This is a genomic window from Janibacter endophyticus (assembly GCF_016888335.1).
GTDB lineage: Bacteria > Actinomycetota > Actinomycetes > Actinomycetales > Dermatophilaceae > Marihabitans > Marihabitans endophyticum.
Genome location: NZ_JAFEJG010000004.1, coordinates 1,792,157 through 1,812,462, shown reverse-complemented (window position 1 = coordinate 1,812,462; position 20,306 = coordinate 1,792,157). Strand labels below are relative to the sequence as shown.

At 74.2% G+C, this 20,306-nt stretch carries 20 protein-coding genes; 4 read left to right on the top strand and 16 right to left on the bottom strand.

The window, feature by feature from the left end:
* Positions 1-79: 79 nt before the first annotated feature.
* The 4 genes from JNO54_RS08715 to metF all read right to left on the bottom strand — a co-directional run bounded on the left by JNO54_RS08715 (position 80) and on the right by metF (position 5,854).
* Entirely contained in the window at positions 80-4,009 is a 3,930-nt protein-coding gene (locus JNO54_RS08715; protein ID WP_204143546.1) for a DNA polymerase III subunit alpha, read from the bottom strand.
* On the bottom strand, positions 4,006-4,437 hold the full coding sequence (locus JNO54_RS08710) for an SAV_6107 family HEPN domain-containing protein (RefSeq protein ID WP_233703216.1): 432 nt from the start codon (positions 4,435-4,437) through the stop codon (positions 4,006-4,008). Before JNO54_RS08710 ends, JNO54_RS08715 begins: the two co-directional genes overlap by 4 nt.
* A gap of 11 nt (positions 4,438-4,448) precedes the next feature.
* The gene (locus tag JNO54_RS08705; RefSeq protein WP_204143545.1) at positions 4,449-4,802 is read right to left on the bottom strand and encodes a DUF6504 family protein; all 354 of its coding nucleotides are present in this window, start codon (positions 4,800-4,802) and stop codon (positions 4,449-4,451) included.
* A 134-nt stretch (positions 4,803-4,936) separates the two neighbouring features.
* Positions 4,937-5,854: a methylenetetrahydrofolate reductase [NAD(P)H] gene (gene metF, locus JNO54_RS08700; RefSeq protein WP_204143544.1), complete on the bottom strand. Its 918-nt coding sequence runs from the start codon at positions 5,852-5,854 to the stop codon at positions 4,937-4,939.
* Positions 5,855-5,904: 50 nt separating this feature from the next.
* On the opposite strand from metF, the gene JNO54_RS08695 reads away from it, so the two are divergent.
* Positions 5,905-7,053: a polyprenyl synthetase family protein gene (locus JNO54_RS08695; protein ID WP_307818132.1), complete on the top strand. Its 1,149-nt coding sequence runs from the start codon at positions 5,905-5,907 to the stop codon at positions 7,051-7,053.
* Between the two features lie 66 nt (positions 7,054-7,119).
* On the opposite strand, the gene JNO54_RS08690 is transcribed toward JNO54_RS08695, so the two are convergent.
* The gene (locus tag JNO54_RS08690; protein WP_204143543.1) at positions 7,120-7,527 is read right to left on the bottom strand and encodes an Rv2175c family DNA-binding protein; all 408 of its coding nucleotides are present in this window, start codon (positions 7,525-7,527) and stop codon (positions 7,120-7,122) included.
* A gap of 230 nt (positions 7,528-7,757) precedes the next feature.
* Here JNO54_RS08690 and JNO54_RS08685 point away from each other — a divergent pair, with 230 nt between their 5' ends.
* Together JNO54_RS08685 and pknB are read left to right on the top strand one after the other, a co-directional pair.
* The gene (locus JNO54_RS08685; protein WP_204143542.1) at positions 7,758-8,903 is read left to right on the top strand and encodes a LysM peptidoglycan-binding domain-containing protein; all 1,146 of its coding nucleotides are present in this window, start codon (positions 7,758-7,760) and stop codon (positions 8,901-8,903) included.
* A gap of 3 nt (positions 8,904-8,906) precedes the next feature.
* Positions 8,907-10,811, top strand: coding sequence for a Stk1 family PASTA domain-containing Ser/Thr kinase (pknB, locus tag JNO54_RS08680; protein WP_307818131.1), 1,905 nt, complete (start codon positions 8,907-8,909; stop codon positions 10,809-10,811).
* 19 nt (positions 10,812-10,830) lie between these two features.
* Here pknB and JNO54_RS08675 read toward each other — a convergent pair whose 3' ends face one another.
* The 4 genes from JNO54_RS08675 to JNO54_RS08660 are packed head-to-tail and all read right to left on the bottom strand — an operon-like array spanning position 10,831 to position 14,949.
* Complete coding sequence (locus tag JNO54_RS08675; protein ID WP_372430716.1) at positions 10,831-12,183, bottom strand: class II 3-deoxy-7-phosphoheptulonate synthase; 1,353 nt, start codon at positions 12,181-12,183, stop codon at positions 10,831-10,833.
* Positions 12,184-12,212: 29 nt separating this feature from the next.
* Positions 12,213-12,920: a response regulator gene (locus JNO54_RS08670; RefSeq protein ID WP_204143540.1), complete on the bottom strand. Its 708-nt coding sequence runs from the start codon at positions 12,918-12,920 to the stop codon at positions 12,213-12,215.
* Positions 12,917-14,137, bottom strand: a complete 1,221-nt coding sequence (gene macS / locus JNO54_RS08665; RefSeq protein WP_204143539.1) for a MacS family sensor histidine kinase — start codon at positions 14,135-14,137, stop codon at positions 12,917-12,919. The genes JNO54_RS08670 and macS overlap by 4 nt, the downstream gene beginning before the upstream one ends.
* Before the next feature lie 8 nt (positions 14,138-14,145).
* Positions 14,146-14,949 (bottom strand): lysophospholipid acyltransferase family protein, encoded by an 804-nt coding sequence (locus tag JNO54_RS08660; RefSeq protein WP_204143538.1) that lies wholly within the window; start codon positions 14,947-14,949, stop codon positions 14,146-14,148.
* 90 nt (positions 14,950-15,039) lie between these two features.
* Here JNO54_RS08660 and JNO54_RS08655 point away from each other — a divergent pair, with 90 nt between their 5' ends.
* Positions 15,040-15,501 (top strand): hypothetical protein, encoded by a 462-nt coding sequence (locus JNO54_RS08655; protein ID WP_204143537.1) that lies wholly within the window; start codon positions 15,040-15,042, stop codon positions 15,499-15,501.
* A gap of 4 nt (positions 15,502-15,505) precedes the next feature.
* On the opposite strand, the gene JNO54_RS08650 is transcribed toward JNO54_RS08655, so the two are convergent.
* The 7 genes from JNO54_RS08650 to JNO54_RS08620 are packed head-to-tail and all read right to left on the bottom strand — an operon-like array spanning position 15,506 to position 20,272.
* Positions 15,506-16,207 (bottom strand): endonuclease/exonuclease/phosphatase family protein, encoded by a 702-nt coding sequence (locus tag JNO54_RS08650; protein ID WP_204143536.1) that lies wholly within the window; start codon positions 16,205-16,207, stop codon positions 15,506-15,508.
* Positions 16,204-17,211 (bottom strand): ROK family glucokinase, encoded by a 1,008-nt coding sequence (locus JNO54_RS08645; RefSeq protein ID WP_307818130.1) that lies wholly within the window; start codon positions 17,209-17,211, stop codon positions 16,204-16,206. Before JNO54_RS08645 ends, JNO54_RS08650 begins: the two co-directional genes overlap by 4 nt.
* The gene (locus JNO54_RS08640) at positions 17,208-18,206 is read right to left on the bottom strand and encodes an ROK family glucokinase (RefSeq protein ID WP_204143535.1); all 999 of its coding nucleotides are present in this window, start codon (positions 18,204-18,206) and stop codon (positions 17,208-17,210) included. The genes JNO54_RS08645 and JNO54_RS08640 overlap by 4 nt, the downstream gene beginning before the upstream one ends.
* Before the next feature lie 4 nt (positions 18,207-18,210).
* Positions 18,211-18,480: a hypothetical protein gene (locus tag JNO54_RS08635; RefSeq protein ID WP_204143534.1), complete on the bottom strand. Its 270-nt coding sequence runs from the start codon at positions 18,478-18,480 to the stop codon at positions 18,211-18,213.
* On the bottom strand, positions 18,477-19,400 hold the full coding sequence (locus JNO54_RS08630; RefSeq protein ID WP_233703621.1) for an ArsA family ATPase: 924 nt from the start codon (positions 19,398-19,400) through the stop codon (positions 18,477-18,479). The genes JNO54_RS08635 and JNO54_RS08630 overlap by 4 nt, the downstream gene beginning before the upstream one ends.
* A gap of 31 nt (positions 19,401-19,431) precedes the next feature.
* On the bottom strand, positions 19,432-19,878 hold the full coding sequence (locus JNO54_RS08625; RefSeq protein WP_204143532.1) for an SRPBCC family protein: 447 nt from the start codon (positions 19,876-19,878) through the stop codon (positions 19,432-19,434).
* 10 nt (positions 19,879-19,888) lie between these two features.
* Positions 19,889-20,272, bottom strand: a complete 384-nt coding sequence (locus JNO54_RS08620; RefSeq protein WP_204143531.1) for a hypothetical protein — start codon at positions 20,270-20,272, stop codon at positions 19,889-19,891.
* Positions 20,273-20,306 lie beyond the last annotated feature (34 nt).

Here is a 20,306-nt window from a genome sequence, read left to right as displayed (position 1 = left end):
GTGCGCCCGGTCGGGCGACGCACCAACCCTAGGCCGCCCACGGCACCGGCTGCGAGCAGCACGCCGCGGACGGTGACGCTCACCATCCCGAGCTCCCCGGGGAGGCGTGCCACAGCTTGCGGGTGGCCGCACCGGAGAGCCCGCCGGGAGCACCGCCCCGGCCACGACCGGGCACCGCCGTGACCGCCTCGCCCGCCGGCCGGACGTCGGCGTAGGGCGACTGCCGGAAGCCGGAGGCATGGACGAGGACCCGACGGCCGGGCGCACCATCTCCCTCGACCGCCTCGGCCCGGGCGCGGGCCATCGCGTCGGCCTCCTCGAGTGCCGCGTGCACGGCGGGCAGCCCCCCGGTCGACCACGCGTCCCACAGGCCGGGGAGCTCCCACGCCCCGTCGGCGAGGAGGGAGACGCCCCGCTCGCCGGTGCGCCGCACGGTGCCCCGGACGAGGACGAGCCAGGAGTGGAAGATCGTCGCGGCGTAGGGCCCCTGGACGTCCTCGAAGAAGGTCGCGTCGACCGGTCCGGTCGAGTCGTCGACGGTGAGGAAGACGACCCGGCGGCCGGAGCGGATCGGCGGGGTCTGGGTGGCGACCTTGACCCCGGCGACGAGGATCTGCGATCGGCTGCGCACGGAGAGGACGTCGCGGCTGCGGGTCACCCCGAGCGCGTCGAGCATCGGCGTGTAGAGGTCCATGACGTGCCGGCTCGCGTCGAGCCCGAGGACGTCGAGCTCGGCGCGCACCTGCTCGGCGGCGCTCATCTCGGGCAGACCGACGCCGGGCACGAGGTCGGGCTCGTCGCCGAGGTCGAGGGTGAGCTGGCTGGCGACCGGCTGCCGGGCCGCGGCGGTGACCGACGGGGTGCGCACCTGCTGCGCCCCGGGCATCCCGTCCTCCGCCCAGACCGGCGCCTGGCCTCGCCGGCCGGTGGCGAAGGGGGTGGTCCGCCCCCGTCGTCGGCCCGCGGGGCGGCCGGTGGACCGGGACCACCGGTCGAGCTCGGCGACGTGGAGGAGGAGGTCGCGCCGGGTGAGCCGGCCGCGGCGACCGGGGCCGGCGGCGGAGGACCCGGCCCCGGCTCCGTCGAGCGAGCGTGCCGCCCCCGTGGCGGCGATGCCGTGGACGGCGTCGAAGGCGCCGACGAGCACGAGGCTCTCGACGACAGGGCGGCTGACCTGCGCGCGGGTCCAGAAGTCGGCGAGCGACTCGTAGGGGGCCCCGGCGACGACCCGGGCGACCTCGGCCTCGCTCATGCCGCGCACGTCCGAGAGCGCGACCCGGATGCCGTAGCCGGAGCCGTCGGGCAGCGCCGGGTCGACCGGCCCGCGGTCGTGCCCGGCGAGGTCGGCGCCGACCCGCTCGACGCGGTACTCCCCCGTGCTCGCGTTGACGTCGACGGGCAGCACGGTGATGCCGAGCGAGCGGGCGTCGTCGAGGATGAGCCGCTTGGGGTACATGCCGGGGTCGTGGGTGAGCACCCCGGCGAGGAAGGCCGCCGGGTGGTGGGTCTTGAGCCAGGCCGACTGGTAGGTCGGCATGGCGAAGGCGGCCGCGTGCGCCTTGCAGAAGCCGAAGGAGGCGAAGGCGGCGAGCACCGACCAGATCCGGTCGACGTCGTCGGGGGCGTAGCCGCGGGCGAGCGCGGCGGGACGCCACCACGCCTCGATGCGGTCCTGCCCGTCACGGCCCCCCATGGTCCGCCGCACCTCGTCGGCCTGCGCCAGGCTCACGCCGGTCGTCTCGGCGATGATCTGGAGCATCTGCTCGTGGAAGACGACGACCCCCTCGGTCTCGGCGAGCGCGTCGACGAGGCTGGGGTGGAGCAGGTCGGGCGTCGACCATCCGTGCCGGGCCTCGAGGAAGGGTCGGATCATGTCGGACTTCACCGGGCCGGGGCGGAAGAGGGAGATGTCGACGACGAGGTCCTCGAAGGCGACCGGGCCGAGCTTGCCGATGAGCTCGCGCTGACCGGGGCTCTCGATCTGGAAGCAGCCGAGGGTGCGCGTCGTGCGGATCATCCGGAAGGTCGCCTCGTCGTCGAGCGGCACGTCGCCCCGGTCGTCGAGGTCGATCTGCTGCCCGTCGACCCGCTCGACCTCGCGGACGGCGTAGGCCATCGCCGACTGCATGCGGATGCCGAGCACGTCGAGCTTGAGCAGGCCGAGCACCTCGACGTCGTCCTTGTCGAACTGGCTCATGGGGAAGCCGAGCCAGCTCGACTCGACGGGGGTCCGGTCGAGCAGCCCGGCGTCGGAGAGGACGACCCCGCACGGGTGCAGCGCGATGTGGCGGGGCAGCCCGTCGAGCCGCTCGACGAGCTCGAAGAGGGTCCGCAGGCGGGGGGTGCCCAGGCCCCGGCTGCGCAGCTCGGGGAGCTCCTCGAGGGCGGAGCGGACGTCACGGGCACGGATGTGCGGGAAGGACTTCGCGATCTCGTCGACCTCGCCGGGGGTCATGCCGAGCGCGGCGCCGACGTCGCGGATCGCGTGCCGCGCCTTGTAGGTGTCCATCATCGAGACGCAGGTGACCCGCTCGCGCCCGAAGCGTTCGAGGATCAGCTCGTAGATCTCGGTGCGCCGGGCGGACTCGACGTCGATGTCGATGTCGGGCAGCTCGGCGCGCAGCGGCGAGCAGAAGCGCTCCATGAGCAGGCCGTAGCGGATCGGGTCGATGGCGCTGATGCCGAGGAGGTGGTTGACGAGGCTGCCGGCGCCCGAGCCGCGAGCGGCGACCCGTACCCCCGCCTCGGTGATGAGGTCGACGACGGTGGCGACGGTGAGGAAGTACGTGGGGTAGCCGAGGGTGTCGATGACCCGCAGCTCCTCGTCGAGCCGGGCGTGCACCCGGGCGAGGAGTGCGTCGTCGGCGCCAGGGTAGCGCCGGCCGACGGCGGCCCGGCAGCGCTGCGTGAGCACCGCCATCGGGTCCTCGTCGGCCGCGATGCCGAGCACGGACGCCTCGGGCAGGTGGACCCGGCCGATGCCGAGGTCGTGCCGGGGGTCCTGGGCGCACTCGGCCGCGGTCGCGAGGGTGTCGGCGAGGAGCCGCTCGCCGCGCTGCCGGGCGCTCTCGCCGGGGCGACCCGCTCCCCGGCCGATCCCGGCGGCGGCGGCCCGGTGCGCCACCCGTGTCATCGTCGGGGTGCTCGCGAGGTGCCCGGCGTCGCTCACCCGGTCGAGGTGACGCGTGTCGAGGACGACGAGCCGGCGGGTGGCGTCGAGCACGTCGGCGACGACGCTGTCGGCCGGGTCGAGGTGTCGGACCGCTCCGGTGAGCACGGCCCGCACCCGGGCGGCGTCGGCGAGTGCGAGCAGGAGCGCGGCGTGGCCGGTCGAGGCGGGCGTGCCGGCGGGTCCGCCGTGGTCGACGACCTCGACGACCACCCCGTCGCGGCCGAGCAGCCCGACCCAGCGGCGCAGCCGGCTCATCGCCTCGTCGGGCCGTCGGGCGAGCAGGGCCCGCCCGACGTCGGAGTCGGGGCCGAGGAGGACGACGAGCGGTGAGCGCTCCCCCTCGGGCCCGCGGGCGTGCCGGGCGATCGTCGCCGCCTCGACGTCGGCCTGCCCGCGCTCGCCGACGAGGTGCGCCTCGCTCACGAGACGGCACAGGCGGGCCCAGCCGAGGGCGTGCGGCACCCCGGCGCCGGCGCCCCGGGCCAGCACGGTGACCCGGGGGTGGCGCGGGTCGACGCTCGCCCCGCCCCGCACCGGGGTGCGCGAGGTCGTCGGCGGGGTCGGGCCGCTGCCCGGCCGGACGGCGAGGTCGACACCGAGGAGCGGCTCGATGCCCGCGGCCGCCGCAGCCCGGACGTGCCGGACCGCGCCGTAGAGCCCGTCGCGGTCGGTGAGCGCCAGCCACCGCTGCCCGTGCTCGGCGGCCCGGGCGACGAGCGCCTCGGGCGTCGCCGTGCCGTGCCGCAGGGAGTAGCCGGAGGCGACCCGCAGGTGGGCGAAGGGGGACCCGCCGGCGGCTGTCGTCGGGTCGCCGACGGTGCGCGCGGCCCCGGTCACGACGCCCGCGCCCCTCCCGCGGGACGCAGGCTGGTCAGGCTCACCGGGACGAGCGTCGCCGGCAGGCTCGGCGCGGGCAGCCCGAGCGTCGCCGCCGCGACGAGGAGGAAGTCCTCGCCGGCGCGCAGCAGGTCGTCGAGCCCCCGGACGTCCTGCGGGGGCTGTGCATAGGCCCGGGCGAGATGGTCGGCCCGCTCGGCGAGCTCGGGCGCGATCCGGGCCAGGGCCTCCCACGGGCAGCCCGGCCGCTCACCAGCAGCACCGAGCGCCCCCGGTCGGCCCCGGGCCGCGAGGACCGCGGCCGCGACCTGCAGCGTCCCCGCGCGGGTCGCCGCGAGCCGCTCCGGCGCCGAGCGGACCCAGTGCGCCTCGGTGAGGGTGTCTGCGGCCGCGGCGAACAGACGGGTCACCTCGTCGATCTGCCTCATCGTCATCACCCTCAGTCCTGGGTGCGCACGAGCGACCAGACGGGTGCCGCCGGCGCCGTCGAGGCCGTGGAGGCCGTCGAGGCCGCGCACGGGTCGAGGAGCAGGTCGTAGATGCCCTCGGCACCCGAGCGGCCGGCCTGGGCGGCGACCCGCCACACCTGGCGCGGCGCACCCGCGACGTCGAGCGGCACTCCCTCGGCGGTCGCCCGCCACCAGGCGGAGCGCTCCTGCCAGTGGTCGACGACGGAGGTCACCCGGTAGACCCGGCCCCGCCACAGGAAGACCCGGGGCTGCCCCCCTTCGCCCTCACCGTCCGGCGCGGCTGCCGCCTGCACCTCGATCGTCTCGCCGACTCGACGCGTCATGACCTCGTCCTCTCACTGACGGACAGGTCGCCGGGCTCGACCCCCACCGACGCTCACCTGATCGAACACCTGTTCGACGAGAGAGACGGTAACCCAGATCGGCGACAGCCGACAACGGCGGTCGGGACGGGCGGTCAGGCCCAGACGTGGGAGAGGTTCTCGAGCACCTCGAGGCTTGCGGTGGAGCGGTTCATCGTGATGATGTGCAGCCCCGGCGCGCCCTCGGCGAGCATCCGCTCGGAGAGCTCCGTGGCGATCTCGACACCCACCGCGCGCACCGCGGCGGAGTCGTCGCCGACGGCCTCGAGCCGCGAGACGACCCGCTCCGGCAGCGGGGTGCCCATGAGCAGCGCCATCCGCTGGATCATCTTGACGCTCGTCACCGGCATGACGCCCGGCGTGATCGGCAGGTCGCGGCGGGCCGCGACGGCGTCGCGCAGCCGCAGGTAGGAGTCGGCGTCGAAGACCATCTGGGTCACGGCGAAGGTCGCGCCCGCGTCCGCCTTGCGGACGAGAGTCTCGATGTCCTCCTCGAGCGAGGCCGAGCTCGGGTGCACGTCGGGGAAGGCGGCGACCCCGACCTCGAAGCCTCCGACGTCACGGATGAGCGCGACGAGCTCGTCGGCGTGGTCGAGTCCGCCGGGGTGCGCGACCCACTCCCCTCCCGGGTCGCCGGGCGGGTCGCCGCGCAGGGCGAGGACATGGTCGATGCCCGCGTCCCGGTAGCCCGCGAGCACGGTGCGCAGGTCGTCGGTGGTCTGCGAGACGCAGGTGAGGTGGGCCATCGCGGTGAGCGAGGTCCGGCGCCCGATCTCCTCGGTGATCCGCAGCGTGCGGTCCTGGCTCGAGCCGCCCGCGCCGTAGGTCACCGAGACGAAGTCCGGGGCGAAGGGCTCGAGGCGCTCGATGGCCTCCCAGAGCACCGCCTCGCCGGCGTCGTCCTTCGGCGGCATGAACTCGAAGCTCACGGAGGGTCGCGGGGCGGCCAGCCGTTGGGGGATCGTGCCGCGGGACGTGCCGCCCGCGATCCCGGTGAGAGCCTGCGTGGTCATGGCGGGGACGATAGCCCGCAGGCCGGACCGTAGGCTTGCCGTATCCGCTGGTGAGACCAGAGATGTGCGTCACCCGCCGTGACGTGAGCCCGAGGAGACCGATCGCCGTGCCCGACCCCTTCGCCCACGACCTGCGGGGCCGGATCCAGGCACAGCTCGACTCCGAGCTCGCCCGCCAGCAGCGCCACCTCGACGAGATGGGCCCCGACGTCACCGACCTCACCGAGGCGATCACCGCGCTCGTCCGGGGCGGCAAGCGGCTGCGGGCCGCCTTCGCCTACTGGGGCTACCGCGCCGGCGGCGGCGCGGACGGGCAGGTCCCGGTCGCCCTGGCCGCGGCGATGGAGCTCTTCCAGGCCGCCGCCCTGCTCCACGACGACGTCATGGACGACTCCGACACCCGCCGCGGCGCGCCCGCCGCTCACCGCGCCCTCGCGTCCGCGCACGCCGAGCGGGGCTGGCGGGGCGACCCCGACCGTTTCGGCCTCGCCGGCGCGATCCTCTCCGGCAACCTCTGCCTCGACTGGTGCGACGACCTCGTCGTCCGGGCCGGCCTGCCCGCCGACCGGCTCGCGGCCGCGTGGGAGGTGCTCGAGCGGATGCGCACCCAGCTCATGGCCGGCCAGTTCATCGACGTCGTCGAGTCGATGCAGCCGTGGTCGGCGGCCACGGGCGAGGAGCGGGTCGAGCGGGCCCGCCGCGTCCTGCGCTACAAGAGCGCGAAGTACTCCATCGAGCACCCGCTGCTCATCGGCGCGGCCGCCGCCGGCGCCGACCCGACGACGCGGGACGCGCTGTCGGGCTACGGGCTCGCGCTCGGCGAGGCCTTCCAGCTGCGCGACGACCTCCTCGGGGTCTTCGGCGACCCGGACGAGACGGGCAAGCCGGCCGGCGACGACCTCCGCGAGGGCAAGCGCACCGTGCTCGTCGCGCTCGCCTGGCTCGGTGCCGACGCGGCGGACCGTGGCCGGATCGAGGGCTGGCTCGGCGACCCGGGCCTCGACGAAGGGGGTGTCGCCGGCTTCCGCGAGATCCTCACCTCGAGCGGTGCGGTGGACGAGGTCGAAGGGGAGATCGCTCGCCTCGTCGAGTCGTCCCGGGCTGCGCTGGCCGAGCTCGAGGGCCGGGCCGACGTCCCGGCCGAGGCGGTCGAGACCCTCGGCTCGCTCGTCGACCTCGCGACCGCCCGCACCGCCTGAGGAGACGGGGAGAGCGTCAACAACGGGGTGGTCCACCTCTGACTGGACGTGCCCCGGTCGGTGCCGTCAGAGCGCCTCTTCCATGGCCCGCCGGCGCACCTCGGTCTTGAAGCCCGCCCGGATCGCCTCGACCGGCGTCGGTCCGCCGGGCAGGGTCTCGTCCCGGGTGAAGAGCCACTCGATGATCTCATCGTCGCTCATGCGCGCGTCGGCGAGGACGGTGAAGGTCCCGCGCAGCGCGGGCAGCGGACCCTCCTCGTCGAGGAAGGCGGCCGGCACGCTGATCACCCTGCGCTCCCCCACCCGCGCAGCGAGGAGGTCGCGGTCCTCGAGGAGCCGGCGGACGTCGGTCAGCCGGATGCCGAGGCGCTCGGCGAGGTCGGGGACGGTCAGCCACTCGCCGACGAGGGTCTCGAGGTCGGTCGACCCGACCGACGGGTCCGAAGGGGTGCGGGGCGTCTGCTCGGTGCTCACGGTCCCAGTCTCACCCACCAGCGCCACGCCGCGGGCACGGCACGGCACGGAGCGGATGTCCCGGCGCGGAGGCGGACTGTCCGGTAACGTCTCGACGCGACCACACACGTTGCACCAGCATCACCCGTCACACCCGTCACGTCCCCGACCCGCCCGGGTCGCCCCGCCGGTGGTTACCCCTTCGCCTCCCGGCGCTCCCCGAGGGCACCCCGGCCAGAGGAGAACAACCCATGGTCCTGCCGATCGTCGTCCCCCCTGCCACGACACCGCCGACCCTCGACCTGCCGCAGGCACCCGCCGCCGCCCACAGCGAGGAGAAGGCCGGCCGGACGCACACCGTGCGCGCCGGCGAGACGCTCTCCGGCATCGCCGAGCGCTACGGCACCACGGTCGCAGCGCTGCGCAGCCGCAACCACGTGAACGGCTTCATCCACCCCGGGCAGAAGCTGAAGATCCCCGGTGCCGCGCGCTCCGCCGGCGCCAAGAAGAAGCCGGCTCGCACCACGAAGACCCGCAGCTACACGGTCCGCTCCGGCGACACGCTCTCGGGCATCGCCACCCGTCACCGGATGAGCCCGGCCCGGCTGGCCTCGCTCAACGGGATCTCCACCGGCTCCTTCATCCACCCGGGGCAGAAGCTCCGGGTCAACGGCTCCGCGGCCAAGCCCGCGAAGCGCCCCGTCTCCCGGACGAGCGGCGCCCGGCACACCGTCCGCGCCGGCGAGACCCTCTCCGGCATCGCCGACCGGTACCGGATGTCGCTCGCCCGGCTGGCCAAGATCAACGGGGTCTCCTCGAGCTCCTTCATCCACCCGGGGCAGAAGCTCAAGGTCTCCGGGACGGCGAAGAAGGCGGTCGCGAAGAAGAGGTCCACGGCCAAGAAGAAGCCCGCCTTCAGCCACAACACCTTCGCCGGCCGGACCTACCCCAGCTCGATCGTCAACGCGGCCTCGCGCAACCGGGCGACGCTCGCGAAGCGCTCCGTGCCCTCCCGCGACCAGGTCCGCCGCAAGATCGTCGCCACGGCCAAGCGGCACGGCGTCGACCCCAAGCTCGCCCTCGCGATCTCCTACCAGGAGTCCGGCTGGGACCACCGGCAGGTCTCCGTGGCCAACGCCATCGGCGCGATGCAGGTCATCCCGTCCTCCGGCGAGTGGGCCTCGACCCTCGTGGGGCGCAAGCTCAACCTCCTCGACGCCGACGACAACATCACGGCGGGCGTCGTCCTGCTGAGGCAGCTGACGCGGATGGCCTCGAGCGACTCGCAGGCGATCGCCGGCTACTACCAGGGCCTGGGCTCGGTGCGCGCCAACGGCATGTACAGCGACACGCGGCAGTACGTCGCCAACGTCAAGCACCATCGCGCCAGGATGTGATGTGTGGCGGCACGCGGCAGCGCTGACGATCTCGTCGGGGTGACCCTCGACGGGCGCTACCGCGTGCTCGAGCACCTCGCCGACGGTGGCATGGCCTCGGTCTACCTCGGGCTCGACACCCGCCTCGACCGGGACGTCGCGATCAAGGTCATGCGCGCCGACCTCGCCGCCGACGAGACCTTCGTCTCCCGCTTCCGCCGGGAGGCGCGCAGCGCGGCCCGGCTCTCCCACCCCAACGTCGTCGCCGTCCACGACCAGGGCGAGGCCGACGGGCGTGTCTTCCTCGTCATGGAGCTCGTCCTCGGCCAGACGCTGCGGCAGGTCCTCGACACCGAGGGGGCGCTGACCCCCCGGGCGGCCCTCGACCTCCTCGAGCCCGTGCTCGCGGGGCTCGCCGCCGCCCACGACGCCGGGCTGATCCACCGCGACGTCAAGCCGGAGAACGTCATCATCCGCGAGGACGGCACGGTCAAGGTCGCCGACTTCGGGCTGGCCCGCGCGGTGTCCTCGCAGACCGCGACCGGGGCGACGGGCGTGCTGCTCGGCACCGTCAGCTACCTCTCGCCCGAGCAGGTCGAGCGGGGCATCGCCGACGCCCGCAGCGACGTCTACGCGGCCGGCCTCGTCCTCTTCGAGATGCTCACCGGTCGCAAGGCGATCGACGGCGAGACCCCCATCCACGTCGCCTTCCAGCACGTGCACGGTGACGTGCCGAGCCTGCTCGACGCCACACCCGACGCGCCGGCCCCCCTCGACGCCCTCGTCGCCACCGCGATCGCCCGGGACCCCGACGAGCGCCCCCGCGACGCCGCCGAGTACCTCGACCTCCTCCACGAGACGAGGCGCGCGCTCTCCCCCGCCGAGCTCGACGCCCGCCCGGCCGCGGGTAGCCGGCGGGCGAGCGAGTCCCGCTCGCAGCGCACCACCGCCATGCCGGCCGGCGCGGCCACCTCGACCCAGGCGACACGGACGAGCCCGACGACGAGCACCCCCGTCGGGCACGACGAGGCGGAGCCCGCCCGCCGACGCCGCTCCCCCCTGCTGTGGCTCATCCCCCTCCTGCTCGTCCTCGGCGCCGCCGGAGCCGGGGCCGCCTGGGCCTACTCCGCCGCCCAGCGCACGATCGTCCCCGAGGTCGCCGGTCAGCCCGTCGCGGCCGCCGAGACCCGGCTGACGCAGGCCGAGCTGACGATGAGCACCAAGGAGGCCTTCGACGAGGAGGTGGCGGCGGGGGTCGCGATCCGCTCCACCCCCGACGCCGGCCAGGAGGTCCGCAAGGGCAGCGAGGTGGTCGTCACCGTCTCGAAGGGGCCCGAGCGCTACGACGTGCCGCGCCTGGCCGGGATGACCTCGGCCGAGGCCAAGGCGGCCCTGACGAAGTCCCGCCTCGCCCTCGGCAAGACCGTGGAGGCGTACGACGAGGAGGTCGAGAAGGGCCAGGTCGTCAGCAGCTCACCGGCCGCCGGCAGCCCGCTCAAGCGGGACGCGAAGGTCGCGATCGTCGTGAGCAAGGGCCCCGAGCCCATCGACATCCCCTCCGTGACGGGGCAGCCCGTCGAGAGCGCCACGAAGCGCCTGAAGGACGCGGGCTTCGCCGTCGAGCGGGGCGAGGACGTCAACCACGACGACGTGGCGAAGGGGTCGGTGATCTCCCAGGACCCGAGCGCCGGCACCGGCCACCGGGGTGACACCGTCACCCTCGTCGTGTCCAAGGGGCCGGTCATGGTGCAGGTCCCCGACGTCGGGGGCATGACGAGCGGGGAGGCCCGGCAGGCTCTCGAGGCCGCCGGCCTCAAGGTCGAGGTCGAGCGGGTCTTCGGCGGGATGCTCGACAACGTCCGCGCCGTCGACCCCGGCGTGGGGACGAGCGTGCGCAAGGGCGCGACGGTGACGATCTACGTCGTCTGACGTCGTCTGACCTCGTCGGTCAGTGGCGCTCGCTGAGCATCTCCGCGACGAGGAAGGACAGCTCCAGGCTCTGCTGGTGGTTCAGGCGCGGGTCGCACACCGACTCGTAGCGCTTGTTGAGGTCCTCGTCGAGGATCCGCTCGGCGCCGCCGAGGCACTCGGTGACGTCGTTGCCGGTGAGCTCGACGTGGATGCCGCCCGGCACGGTCCCGACCTGGTTGTGCGCCTCGAAGAAGCCACGGACCTCGTCGACGACGTGGTCGAAGTCGCGGGTCTTGTAGCCGGACGCGGACTCGAAGGTGTTGCCGTGCATCGGGTCGCAGATCCAGGTGACGAGCGCGCCGCTCGCCTGGACGGCCTCGAGCAGCGGCGGCAGCGCCTCGCGGATCGTCCCTGCACCCATGCGGGTGATGAGGGTGAGGCGACCGGGCTCGCGGTGCGGGTCGAGCTGGTCGATGATCCGGAGCAGCTCGTCGGTGGCCAGCTTGTCCGAGACCTTCATCCCGATGGGGTTGCGGATCTTGCTCACGAAGTCGAGGTGGGCGTGGTCGGCCTGGCGGGTGCGCTCGCCGATCCAGACGAAGTGTCCGGAGGTGTTGTAGAGGTCCCCGGTGCGCGAGTCGATCCGGGTCATCGGGCGCTCGTAGTCGAGGAGCAGCGCCTCGTGCGCGGACCAGAACTCGGTGGACTTCATCGCCTCGAAGTCCACGCCGCACGCGGCCATGAACTTCATCGCCTTGTCGATGTCGCGGGCCAGACCCTCGTAGCGGGCGTTGGCGGCGTTGGCGACGAAGCCGCGGTTCCAGTCGTGGACGTGGCGCAGGTCGGCGAAGCCACCGCGGGTGAAGGCCCGCACGAGGTTGAGGGTCGCGGCGCTCGAGTGGTAGCCGCGGAGCAGCCGCTGCGGGTCCGGCGTGCGCGCCTCGGTGGTGAAGTCGAAGTCGTTGACCATGTCGCCGCGGTAGGCGGGCAGCTCGACGCCCTCACGGGTCTCGGTGTCCTTGCTGCGGGGCTTGGCGTACTGACCGGCCATCCGGCCGATCTTCACGACCGGCATGCCGGCGCCGTAGGTGAGCACGGCCGCCATCTGGAGGATGGTCTTGACCCGGTCGCGGATGTTGTCGGCCGTGGCGTTGGCGAAGGTCTCGGCGCAGTCGCCGCCCTGGAGGACGAAGGACTCACCGATCGCGGCGGAGGCCATGCGGTCGCGCAGGATGTCGCACTCGCCGGCGAAGACGAGGGGCGGGTAGCTCTCGAGGGTCGCGACGACGTCCGCGAGCACGGCCTGGTCGGGCCAGGTCGGCTGCTGCGCGGCAGGGAGGTCGGCGGCCAGGACTGCCCGGAGGTCTGCGGAGGGTGCTGCGGTGGTCACCGCCACAGTCTAGGTATGTCGCGTGAGAGTCAGTCGGGGGTGTCCAGTCCCCGGCTGATCGCGAAGCGGGTCAGCTCGACGCGGTTGTGCAGGTGGAGCTTGCCGAGGATGTTCTGCACGTGGTTCTGCACCGTGCGGTGGGAGATCACGAGGTCGGCCGCGATCTCCTTGGCGGTCATGCCCATCGCGACGTAGCGCAGGATCTCGGTCTCCCGCTCGGTGAGCTCGGGGACGGGCCGCGGGTCCTCCCCCGCCGCCGGCTCGGGCTCGGCGCTGGAGCCGGCCTGCATGTCGCGGAACTCGCCGAGGACCATCCCGGCCAGGCCGGGGGTGAAGACCGCCTCGCCGGCTGCGGTGTCGAGCACGGCCTGCCGGATCTCGTCGCCGGAGGCCGACTTCACGAGGTAGCCGGAGGCGCCCGCCTTGATCGTCGCGAGGACGTCCGGCTCCTCGCCGGAGGCGGAGAGGATGAGGATGCGCGTCGGCAGGTCGGCGATGGCGGCGCACACCTCGTCGCCCCGCAGACCGGGCATGTTGAGGTCGAGGACGAGGACCGAAGGGATGGTGGCCCGTGTGCGGGCGACCGCCGAGGGGCCGTCCGCGGCCGTGCCGACGACGGTGATGCCGGACTGCTCGAGGTCGGCGACGAGGGCGTCGCGCCACAGCGGGTGGTCGTCGGCGACGAGCACCGTGAGCGCCTCCCGCTCGTGGGTCTCGGGGCCGGGCTGCTCGCTCATGGCCGAGAGCCTGCCACCTCGGGCAGCGGGACGTGCAGGGTCACGGTGCATCCGCCCCCGGGTCGTGAGGTCCAGCTCGCGGTGCCCTCGAGGTCGCGCACGCGACCGGCGATGGAGGCGCACGCCCCGAGGCGTCCCTCACGCTCGGCCTCCTCGAGGCGACCCGGTGCCATCCCGGCACCGTTGTCGCGGACGGTCACGACGAGTTCGTCGCCGGCGGTGTCGAGGAGGACCCAGGCGCGAGCACCCTCGCCGGCGTGCTGCCGGACGTTGTCGAGGGCGGCGGCGACCGCGGCGTCGATCTCGTGGGCGTGCCCTGCCGGGACGACGACGGGGCGGGCCGGCAGGACGACCTCGACGTCGCCGCTGCGGTGCCTGGCGAGGAGGGCCGCCAGGTCCTCGGCCTGGCCGCCGGGGGTCGAGGCCTTCGGCGACGTGGCGAAGGGGACGTAGCCGCGGCCGAGGTCGGGGTGGGCGGCGGAGAGCAGGGACGGCTCGACGCGGGTAATGAGGGTGCGCAGCGCCCGCTCCTGGTCGGCGGCGAGGCCGGCGAGGGCCGTGGCCTCGCCCCCGATCTCCTCGCCCCTGCGGTGGATGAGGGCCAGGGCCTGAAGCACACCGTCGTGGACCTGCCGGCCGATCCGCTCGCGCTCGGCGAGCCGCTCCGAGGCGGTGAGCGCCGCCTCGAGGCGGACCTGCGACTCGCGGGCGAGGTTGACGGCGAGGCCGACGAGCGCTCCGAGCAGGAGCAGCAGCACGATGTTGTGGTAGGTCAGCGCGCTCTCCGGCTCGGCCTGGACGATGTTCGTCAGGGCGATGACGACGGCGACGAGCAGACCGCCACGGATGCCCGAGTAGAGGGCGCCGGCCATGACGGCGCTCGCCGCCCAGTTCGTCGGCAGGGTCGGGACGCCGCCGGCCACGGCCTCGGCGGAGTAGGCGAGGTTGGTGAGCATGATCGCCGTGACCGCGACGAGGGTCTCGAGGACGATGGCCAGGCGGGTCGGGCGCGGCCAGAGCGGGGCGATGACCGACCACACGAGGAGCCCGACGAGCACGCCCACGGCGACCCCGGGGCGCACGAGGTCGGAGCGGTTGGTCCACACGACGACGCTCGCGTAGACGAGGGCGAGCAGCCGGTAGATCGCGAGCCCGCGCCCGGCGGCGGAGTCGATGAGGGGGGACGGGGCGTAGCGGCTGCCCCGGGCGTCGCCCACGTCGCGCCTCAGGAGTCCTCGGCCCAGGGCGAAGGGGCCCGCCGGTCGCCGGCGTCGAGGGCCTCCTCGAGCTCGGGCGCCGCCTTGCCGGGCTTGGCCGCCTCCTGGAGCTGGCGGGCCCGGTTGCGGGCGCGGGTGAGGAGCTTCTCCTTCATCGCGGTCGCGTACATGTCGACGTACTCCTGCTCGGAGAGCCGCATGAGCTCGTACATGATCTCGTCGGTCACCGAGCGCAGGACGAAGCGGTCGCCCTCCATGCCCTCGTAGCGCGAGAAGTCGAGCGGCTCACCGATGCGGATGCCGATGCGCATGATGTTCGGGACGACCTGCCCGGTCGGCTGCGCCTTGTCGGTGTCGATCATCGCGACCGGGATGACCGGGACGCCGGCGCTCAGCGCCATCCGGGCCACGCCGGTGCGGCCCCGGTAGAGGCGGCTGTCGGGCGAGCGGGTGCCCTCGGGGTAGAGCCCGAGCAGCTCACCGCGCTCGAGGACGGCCAGACCGGAGTTGAGCGCGGCCTCGCTCGCCTTGCCGCCGGAACGGTTGATCGGGATCTGACCGACGCCCCGCATGAAGAAGGCGGTGAGCCGTCCCTTGATGCCGGTGCCGGTGAAGTAGTCGGCCTTGGCGAGGAAGGTGACCCGCCGGTCGAGGACGAGCGGGAGGAAGATCGAGTCCGAGAAGGACAGGTGGTTGCTCGCGAGGATCGCGGGACCGTCCTCGGGGATGTTCTCGAGGCCCTCGACCTGAGGTCGGAAGAGCACCCTGAGGAGGGGTCCGAGGATGATCCTCTTGAGAATCCAGTACAGCACCCTTGCTCTCCTCCGGTCGGCGCGTCGCACTCTACCTGGCGCGACCGCGCTCGGAGGCCTGGACCGCGCACCCGTGCGACGATGTCGGGCGTGAGCTCTTCGTCCCTGGGTCCGGAGGAGGTCGACAAGGCCTTCGCCGACATCGTCGCCCGCCTCGACGACGCCCCGGGACCACCCCCTTCGCCCGTCGACGACGAGGGTGGCGACGCCCCGCCGGCGGCCCCGAGGCCGGTACCGTGGCGGGTCGACCCGACCGGCTCCGTGGCGAAGGCGCTGCTCTCGGACGACGAGGAGCTCTTCGGTGCCGAGGAGGGATTCGAGCCTGCGGCACCGGCCGCGCTGCCGCCTGCGAGCGACCGCACCTTCTGGGTCGCGCTCGTCGGACTGGTCCTCGGCCCCGTCCTGCTGCTCGTCGCGCTCCTCGGCCGGGACAGCCTCTCGTCGTGGTGGGGGTGGTGCGGCCTGGCCCTGCTCGTCGCCGGCTTCGGGGCGCTCGTCGCGCGGCTGCCCCGTGACCGGGTGGACCCGGGCGACAACGGCGCCCGCGTCTGATCCGCTACTCCCCCGATCTGGCCTCACCGGGCGCGACCTCGGGCAGGTCGACGTCGACCCACACCGGCCGGTGGTCGCTGCCCGCGACGAGGTCCTCGTAGTGCCAGGGCGCCTCCTGGTGCGGCAGCACGGTGACGTCCGGGGTGGCGAAGACGACGTCGAGCAGCCGCTCGGGGAGGTTCGCCGGGTAGGTGGGGGTCAGCGGGCTGACGACGCGCATCCGCTGGCCGAAGAGCTGCCACGCCTCGCCGTCCTCCTGCTCGTTGAGGTCGCCGGCGAGCAGCGCGGGTCCCGGCAGCCGGTCGAGCGCGGCGAGGATCTGCTGGGCGTGCCGGAGCCGCTCCGGGGCGTCGAGGGAGAGGTGGACGCTCACGACGTTGACCGGGGCACGGCCGAAGGGGGCGACCCGGGTCACCGCGAAGCCGCGCCGGTCCCCGCGGTGGGCCGGGAGGCGGTGGTGCTGGACCGAGACGACGTTGGTCCGCAGGTTGGTGAGCACCGAGGTCTGCCCGCCGCGCTGCGAGGCTCCCGACCAGACGAGGCCGCTGCGTCGGGCGAGGTCGGTGACCCGGCCCGCGACGGGCGGCAGCCACGGCACCTCCTGGAGGCAGAGGACGTCGGGGTCGATCGCCCGGATCGTCCGGGCCAGCGCCGCGACGTCGTCCTGGAGCGCACGGATGTTGTACGACGCGATGCGCAGGCTCATGCCGGGTGCCCCTCGGGGCCGCTGCCTGCCAGCGCCGACTCCGCGAGCGCCGCCGCGCCGATGAGACCGGCCTCCGGCCCGAGCGTCGCGACGACGATCTCAGCCTGAGGTCGATATCCGCGGCCGGTGAGCTGTCGCGCGAAGGCCTCCCGCGCCGGGTCGAGGAGCAGGTCCCCGGCCGCGCTCACGCCGCCCCCGACGACGAAGACCTGCGGGTCGAGGGCGGCCGCGAGGTTGGCCATGCCGACGCCCAGCCAGGTGCCGACCTCGGCGAGCAGCTCGGTCGAGGTCCGGTCCCCCGCCCGAGCGGCCTCGGTGATCATCGGCCCGCTGAGGTTGGCCGGGTCGCCACCGGCGCGCGCGAGCAGGTCGGTGGCCAGGGGCGAGCGCGCAGCGACGAGCGAGCGGGCCTCGCGGACGAGGGCGTTGCCCGAGGAGTACTGCTCCCAGCAGCCGCGGTTGCCGCACTCGCAGCGCAGCCCCGCGGGGACGACCTGCATGTGCCCGAACTCTCCCGCGATCCCCCACCGTCCGCGCATGAGGCGGCCGTCGACGAGCACGGCGCCACCGATGCCCGTGCCGAGGGTGATCATCACGGCGTGGCTCGTCGAGCGGGCGGCGCCGAACCGGTGCTCGGCCCACAGCGCGCCGTTGGCGTCGTTGTCGACGGTGATCGGCAGGTCGACGCGCCGGGCGAGCGAGGCGCGCAGCGGCTCGTCGCGCCACGACAGGTGCGGGGCGAAGACGACGTGGCTGCCGTCCGCGGAGACGAACCCGGCCGCCCCGATCCCGACGGCACCGACGCCCCCACCCTCCGGCCCGGCGAGGAGCTCGTCGATGACCGAGACGATGGCGTCCTCGACGACGGACGGGGCGGTCGAGCGGTGCGGGGTGTCACGCCGGGTCCGCGAGGCGATGCGGCCGTGCCGGTCGACGACCCCGGCGGAGACCTTGGTGCCGCCGATGTCGACACCGATCGTCAGCGTGCCGTGGGTCGCGGTCACCGGGCCGCCCGCTCGTCGAGGACCACCTGGGCCCGGTCCGCCGCCCCGACGACCCCCGCGTCGTTGCCGAGGTCGGCCGCCACGACACTCGGGGTGGGCCGGTGGCCGCGCCCGATCTGGCGCTGCTCGAAGGCCTTCCGGGCAGGGCCGACGACGAGCTCGCCGGCGCGGGAGACGCCTCCGCCGATGACGACGAGACGCGGGTCGAGGACGGCGCACACCGAGGCGATCCCGTGGCCCAGGTGCGTGCCGAGGTCCGCGAGCAGGCCGACCGCGCCGGGGTCCCCAGCGGCGGCCAGCTCGTCGATGTCCCGGCCGGAGAGGGCGTCGGGGTCTCCCCCGCACCGCTCCCGGAGCGGGCCGGCCTCTGCCGAGCCGGAGGTGACGAGGTCGGCTGCCGCACGCATGAGCGCGGTCCCCGAGGCGAGCACCTCGAGGCAGCCGTGGTTGCCGCAGCCGCACCGGGGGCCGGTGGGGTCGAGGACGATGTGGCCGAGCTCCCCGCCGATGCCGAAGGCGCCGGTGAGCAGCCGGCCGCGGGAGATGCAGCCACCGCCCACGCCGGTGCCGAGGGTGAGCAGGACCATGTCGTCGACGTCGCGACCGGCACCGTGGACGTACTCGCCCCAGGCGGCGGCGTTGGCGTCGTTCTCGACGACGACGGGCAGGCCGACGAGCTCCTCGACGCGGGCCCCGAGGTCCAGGTCGCGCCAGGCGAGGTTGGGGGCGAACCAGACGTGCCCGCGCTCCCCGTCGACGAAGGCGGCGCACGCGAGCCCGACACCGCGCACCCCGTCCTCGCCCGCGGCCGCCACGAGCTCGCGGACGACCTCGCCGATGGCGCCGATGATCTCCTCGGTGCTCTGCGCCGGCGTCGCGACCCGGGCCCGCTCGAGGATCGTGCCGTCGCGGGCGACGAGCGCCCCCGCGATCTTCGTGCCCCCGACGTCGATGCCGATCGCGGGCCGATGGTCAAGGGTCGTGTCCTGGCTCACCCGCTCATCCTGCCGTCTCGCCGGCGTCGAGCGCGTCGTCGTCACGGACCGCGATCCGGATGCGTGCCCGGGCCGGTCGCGGCTCGGCAGGTACGGCGTCGGAGAACGCCTGGCCCAGCGCCTCGCCGATGACGACGAGGCCGGTGAGCAGCCGGTCGGCGATCGCCGGGTCCCGCTCGACGAGCCGGTCGGCGAGCTCGTCGGCGTCGATCTCGCGGAGCCGCTCGAGCAGGGTCTCGACGACCTCGGCGAGCTGCTCCTCCGGGCCGGTCATCGGGGCCACTCCCCGCTGTCCGGCTCGAGCTCGAGCGTGAGCACGCCCTGCCGCATCCGGGCGTCGGTGATGACGCAGCGCCGGTGCAGCGCGCTGAGCTGGGTGCTGCGCGAGTGCCGGCCGACGGTGACGACGACGTCGTCGCCCTCGCGCTCGAGGACGATCTCGTCGGCGGTCAGGCCGGGCAGCGGCAGCCGCAGCGCGAAGGGGGGACCCTCCGGCGCCTCGGCGTCGCCCCCGCCGCCGGCCGGGTCCTCCCCGAGGACGCGACCCATGAGGGCCAGGGCGATCGTGAGGTCGACGGCCCGGGCTGCCTCGACGAGCCCCGGGCCGGGCAGGTGGTGGACGACGGCATCGCCGGCGAGCAGCGCGTCCAGCGGCTCGAGGAGGTCGGCGACCTCGCGTGCCGCGGCGAGGGTGGCCGGTTGCGGCCGGCGCAGCGCGCCGATGCCGGGTGGTGCGACGAGAGCGTCCCAGCGGGCCAGGAGCGGGACGAGAGCGCGGGCGATCCGGGCGGCGCGGGCGGGCAGGGCGACGAGCCGCGCGGGGTCGGACTCCACCGGGACGAGGACGACGAGCTGGGCGCCTGCGCGCGTGCGAGCGGCGTGGGAGCCCGTGCTCGTCAGCGCGGCGGCGATCCCCAGGAGAGCTCGCAGGTCGGGGTCGCCCAGGCCGGCGAGGAGGTCCGTCGCGACGTCACCAGGCAGGTCGAGGTCGGCGAGCAGGGCACGCCCCGCCGCATCGAGGTCGGCCAGCGACGTGGGCGCCAGCGCGTCGGCGTCCTGGAGGTCGAGCGCGTGCGCACCCGGCGTGACAAGCCCGCTCCCCCACGTGAGGACACGGGTCACCCCGGCGGTGCGGAGGTCGCTGACGAGCCGCTGCCGTCGGGCCTCGTCACCGCCGGTGACGAGGTGCACCATGGTCACGACAGCTCACTCCTGGGTGGGGCGATCAGCCCTCGCAGCGCTTCTTGAGCTCCTTGAGCGCCGTGTCGGTGATGACCTTGGCAGCCTTGCGCTTGATCATCCCGAGCATCGGGATGTTGATGTCGACGGCAAGGTCGTAGATGACCTTGGTCTGGCCGTCCCCGACGTCCTCGAGGGTGTACGTGCCGTCCATCGCCTTGAGGATCGTCGCCTCGACGAGCGTCCACGAGACGGAGCCGAGCCCGTCCTCGTCGACGTCCCAGGTGTAGTCGAGGGAGTAGGTGTCCTTGATCGGCCCGGCGTCGAGGGTCAGGCGTGCTCGGTCCGGCCACCCGTCGCCGTCCTCGGAGAGAATCTCGACGTCCTTCATGTCCTTGACCCACTCGGGGTAGGACTCGAGATCGGCGATGACGTCGATAATCTCGCCCGCCGGGGCGTTGATGAGGATCGTCGAGCGGGTGCTGTCTGCCATGGCCGCGAGACTACCTGCCGTCAGGGGCGGCGCGGCGCCCCTCGAGGGTGTCCTTGACCTCGTGGACGACCTGCTTCCACGTGAGCGTGTGGTCCCGTGCGACCCACGCCGGGGAGCGCCACCGGTGGGTCGCCTCCCCCCGGACGTAGTGGTGCACGACGGTCCCGGCCGGGACCTCCTCGAGCCAGATCTCCATGCGCCCGGTGATGCGGCCCGCGGCCGCCCAGCGGACCCCCTTCGCCCCCCGGTCCTCGGACGCCGCGACGCGGACCTCGAGGGGCCACCGGCCCGGTGCGCTGCTCGGGACGCCGGCAGCGTCGAGCGCCGCCCGCACGGCGGGCGGGGTCGCGCGGACGAAGGTGTCGTCGACGATGTCGACCAGGCCTGCTCGCATCGCTCCCGACCGCTCCTCATGCATATGTCCACCG